Source organism: Streptomyces sp. NPDC057654, assembly GCF_042800135.1.
Lineage (GTDB): Bacteria > Actinomycetota > Actinomycetes > Streptomycetales > Streptomycetaceae > Streptomyces.
Genome location: NZ_JBHVHQ010000703.1, coordinates 1 through 4,578, shown reverse-complemented (window position 1 = coordinate 4,578; position 4,578 = coordinate 1). Strand labels below are relative to the sequence as shown.

The following is a 4,578-nucleotide window of genomic DNA, read 5'->3' as shown; positions in this document are numbered from 1 at the left end:
GTCTACGGCTTCGGCTACTCGCAGACCGGCGGCTACCTCTACGACTGGATCAACGGCGTACGGCCGCTCGCCGACCAGGCCAACGGCGGCAAGCCCATCTATGACGGCTACCTCGTCGCCACCGCCGGGGCCGGCTTCGTCGGGCTCGCCCCCATCAACCAGTGCGCCTCGCTGCCGCCCGCCGGCGATCCCCGCTTCCAGATCAAGGACATCGGCGTGCCCGTCGTCCACGTGATGTCGCAGACCGACTACCTGACGGGCATCGGTTCCCGCCGCCCCGACAGCGACGCCCCCGGCGACCGCTACCGCGGCTACGAGATGGCCGGCGCCGGCCACGCGTCCCCGGACGACCTGACCTACTCGGCCCGCCCCGCCGACATCGAGAAGACCGGGCGCGACGTCCCGCCGGCCACCTGCGCCGAGGGCCCGCGCAGCCGCTTCCCGAGCTACATCTTCTTCGACGCGACGCTGCGCAACCTGGAGCAGTGGACCGAGCGCGGCATCGCCCCGCCGCGCTCCGCCCCCATCACCGTGAAGAACGGCGAGCCCGTGCTGGACCGGCACGGCAACGTCACCGGCGGCCTCCGCTCGCCGTACGTGGACGTACCCACCAGCACCTGGTACGGCACCTCCGGCGGGCCGGGCTGTAGTGAGGCCGGGCACGAGGTCCCCTTCTCCAAGGCCGAGTTGGCGAAGCTGTACCCGACGCACGCCTCGTACGTGCTCGCGGTGACGGCGGACACCCTGCGGATGGTCGTGGGCCGGACCATCACCCCCGCGGACGGCCGGGCGCTGATCCGCGAGGCGGCTACGAGCCGCGTCCCGTAACGGGCCGTCGACGGTCTCGGGGAGGCCGGTGTTCCACAGCACCCCGAGACCGTCGTCCATGCGCCGGCCGCGACCATGGGTGGAGACCGAACCGCTCCACACTATTGACCGGTCAATTGGCGAATGGTTGTATCAAATCAATGGGCGTACCCAAGTACCAGCGGATCCGGGCCCAGATCGAGTCCCGGATCACCTCGGGTGAACTGCCGCCCGGCTCCCGGGTTCCGACGGAGGCCGAGCTGTGCGAGGAGTACGGGGTGAGCCGCGCCACCGCGCAGCGCACCCTGCACGAACTCGCCCGGGCGGGCCTCGTGGTCCGCTACCGGCGACGGGGGACCTTCGTCGCCGAGGGCGCGCGCCAGGAGAATCTGCTGCGTTTCACCGATGTGCGGCAGACCGGGCCCGAAGTGCCCGGCCCGCACGTCGTCCACTCCGCCCGCGTCATCCCGGCGGGCGACGCCGGAGTCGCCCTGCCAGGACTGACCGACACCGACCCCGTCAACGAGCTGCGCCGCGTCAAGTACGACGAACAGGGCGAACCGCTCGCCGTCGAACTGACCGCCGTGCCCTACCGCCTCGCCCCGCGCCTGCTGAGCGAGGAGCTCGAACACCTCACCGTCCTGCACTACTTCCACCGCACCGGCATCCCGGTCAGCACGTCGCGGATGTACGTCGAGGCCCTGGTCCTGGACGCGGAGACCGCCGGCCTGCTGGCGACCCCGCCCGGCGTCGCCGTCCTCCGGCTGCGACGGCTGACCCGGCTGACCGACGGCTCTCTCGCGGAGGCCATGTGGCACGTCATGCGCCCGGGCCGCACGGAGTTCTTCGTCGAGCAGTCGGTCCTGGAGGTGCCGGACGGGCCCTGACCCCCTTCGTCGGAAGGCACCCCATGCCCACTCCCCCGCTGCGCGTCGCCGTCATCGGCACCGGCGTCATCGGCGCCATGACGGCCTGGCACCTCGCCGCCCGGGGCGCCGAGGTCCTCGCCCTCGACGCGTACGGCCCCGGCCACGACCGCGGCGCCTCGGCCGGCGAGTCGCGGATCTTCCGCACCGCCTACAAGGAAGGCGCGTCCTACATCCCCTTGCTGCGCCGCTCCTACGAGCTGTGGCGCCGCCTCGAAAGCGAGGCCGACCGCGCCCTGCTCACCCTCTGCGGCGGCCTCACCCTCGGCGCGCCGGACCACCCCGACCTACGGGCCGTACGGGGCAGCGCCGCCGAACACGGCCTGGACATCGAGGTGCTGGACGCCGCGCAGGCCGCCCGGCGGTTCCCGCAGCACCGCCTGGACGACGGCGAGATCGCCGTACTCGACCCGCGGGCCGGCGTGCTGCGCCCCGAGCCCGCCGTGCAGGCGGCGCTCGCCCGCGCGCGGGCACTGGGCGCCCGCCTGCTGCCGTATCACCGGGTGACCGGCCTCGACGAACGCCCCGGCGGCGGCTGGCGCGTCCGCGCCGAGAACCCGGCCGGGGAGGCGACGTACGACGCCGACCACGTCGTCCTCAGCCCGGGGCCCTGGTCCGGCTCGTTCGCGCGGCTCGCGGGCCTTCCGCTGCGGGGCCGGCGCATCACGGCCGCGTGGTTCGCCGCCCGGGACGTCGCGGCGCACCGGCCCGACCGGCTGCCGATCGCCATCCGGCGCCATCCCGAGGCGGGCTTCTCCTGCTTCCCCGTGCTCGACGGAACCGCCGTCAAGATCGTGCCGCACCATCTGCCCTGGCCCGACGCCGAGGCCCCCGAAGACCTGCCCCGCGGCGCGGACGCCGGGTTCGCCCGTGCCGCCTCCGCCGCCGTGGCCCGGCTGCTCCCCGGGCTCGTGCCGCACCCGGTGCGCATCGGCGTGTACGCCGAGGCGTTCAGCGCCGACGAGCACGCGCTGCTCGGCCCGCTGCCGGGCGCCCGCGACGCCACCCTCCTCGCCGGGTTCTCCGGGCACGGCTTCAAACTCGCCCCCGTCTTCGGGGAGATCGCGGCCTCGCTGGTCACGGAGGGGAAGTCCGCCTACGACATCTCCTTCCTCGACCCGGCGCGCTTCGGCGGCTGACACCCCACGCCCCCACCCAGCACGGCACACCACACCTCCAGGCCCCTTGCCTCCCATGGAGCGTGACCTTTGCCGCACCACTCCACCGCCCAGATCGCCGCGATCACCGCCGCGGGCCTGCTCATCATCGCCGCCGGCGCGCTGCTGTCGGCGTACTTCGGCCGCCGGGCCGAGAACTCCGCCGACTGGCTTTCCGCCCCCGAGTCCCTGCCCCTCATCGTCGTCGTCATCACCCAGTTCGCGACCGCCTCGGGCGGCGGCATCCTCATCGCCCACGTCGGCATCGCGTACGCCGCCGGCTGGTCGGTCTTCGCGTACGAACTCTGCGTCGTACTGGGCTTCTTCGGCCTCTCCCTGACCGCACGCTGGCTGCGCGACCAGGGCTTCAGCACCGTCCCCGACATCGTCACGCGCCTGTTCGGGCGCAGCCGCACCACCGTCGCGCTCGCCGGAGTCTGCGCCCTGGTCGTGCCGTTCGGCTGGCTGGCAACGCAGTTCGTCGCCTTCTCCCAGCTGTTCGGGCAGTTGACGGGTCTGTCGCCGAGCCTGCTGATCGCGGTCATCGCCGTCGGCTCCCTGCTGTTCGTGCTGCCGGGCGGGCTGACCTCGGTGGCCTGGACGGACTTCGTCTTCGGCATCTTCAAGATCGTGATGTCGCTGGTGGTCGCCGCCTACGCCGTCCATCTGGCCGGCGGCTGGAGCGGCATCACCGCGCACGTGCCCGACCGGCTGTGGCGGCCCAGCGGCCTCTTCGCCGCCGGCGGCGACCAGATCTGGCTGTGGGTGGCCGCGATCCTGCCCGGCACCCTCACCAACCAGCTCTACTACCAGCGCATCTTCGCCACCAAGAACGTGGCCGACGCCCGTCGCGGCATCATCCTCAGCGGGCTGACCATCCTGGTCGGCGGCGTCTACGCGGCGGCCATCGGGCTGTCCGTGCGCGCACAGCACCCGGGCCTCGGCAACCCGGAGGACGCGGCGGGCTGGCTGATCACGCGGCTGCCGCCGCTGCTGCTCGTCACCTACGGGGCGTTCCTGGTGGCCACGATCGTCTCGACGTCCGGCAGCGCGTTGCAGTCCGTCGTCACCAACCTGGTGCGCGACCTGTACAGCGGCGTCGCCGGGAGGCGGCGCACCGACCGGCGGACGGTGGCGCTCTCCCGGCTCTGCACCGTCGTGGTCACCGCGATCGCCGCCGTCCTCGCCATCTCCTACCCGACCGCGCTCACCTGGCTGGTCGCCACCTACGCGTACTCGGCCGCGGCGCTCGCCGCCCCGCTGTTCCTCGGCTACGCGCTGCGCCGCCGGTTCCGGCTGACGCCCGCCGCCGCGCTCGCCTCGATGCTGGCCGGGCTCGCGGGCTGCGGCGCGGCCCAGCTCCTGGGCACCGTCGTGCCGTACGCGGTGTACGGCATCGCGGCCTCCGCCGTCGTCCTGCTGGGCTGCGCCCTCGGCTCGGGCCGCCCGGCGCCCGCCCCTGCTCCGGACGAAAGCCCCGAAGCGAATCCCGAAGCAATCGCCGAAGAAGACCCCGAAGAGAGCACTTCCGCCTGACGTCGCTGTACGAATCCCCTACGGATACGGAGGAAGCCCCATGACCGCGCCCTCTCCCCTCGCCCCGCCGCGCGTCGCCGTCATCGGCGGCGGCGTCCTCGGCGCCGCCACGGCCCGCGCACTGGCCCTGCGCGGCGCCGCCGTCATCCTCT

4 protein-coding genes are annotated in these 4,578 nt (G+C 73.4%); all 4 read left to right on the top strand.

Annotation, left to right across the window (positions count from 1 at the left end; all coding sequences use genetic code 11):
* On the top strand, window positions 1–828 hold an 828-nt coding region (locus tag ACFU99_RS34030), incomplete at its 5' end, for an alpha/beta hydrolase domain-containing protein (RefSeq protein WP_384399540.1).
* Window positions 829–968: 140 nt separating this feature from the next.
* Window positions 969–1,694, top strand: a complete 726-nt coding sequence (locus ACFU99_RS34025; RefSeq protein WP_384399537.1) for a GntR family transcriptional regulator — start codon at window positions 969–971, stop codon at window positions 1,692–1,694.
* Window positions 1,695–1,717: 23 nt separating this feature from the next.
* Window positions 1,718–2,872, top strand: a complete 1,155-nt coding sequence (gene solA, locus ACFU99_RS34020) for an N-methyl-L-tryptophan oxidase (RefSeq protein ID WP_384399534.1) — start codon at window positions 1,718–1,720, stop codon at window positions 2,870–2,872.
* A gap of 69 nt (window positions 2,873–2,941) precedes the next feature.
* Window positions 2,942–4,426 (top strand): sodium:solute symporter family protein, encoded by a 1,485-nt coding sequence (locus ACFU99_RS34015; protein WP_384399532.1) that lies wholly within the window; start codon window positions 2,942–2,944, stop codon window positions 4,424–4,426.
* Window positions 4,427–4,578 lie beyond the last annotated feature (152 nt).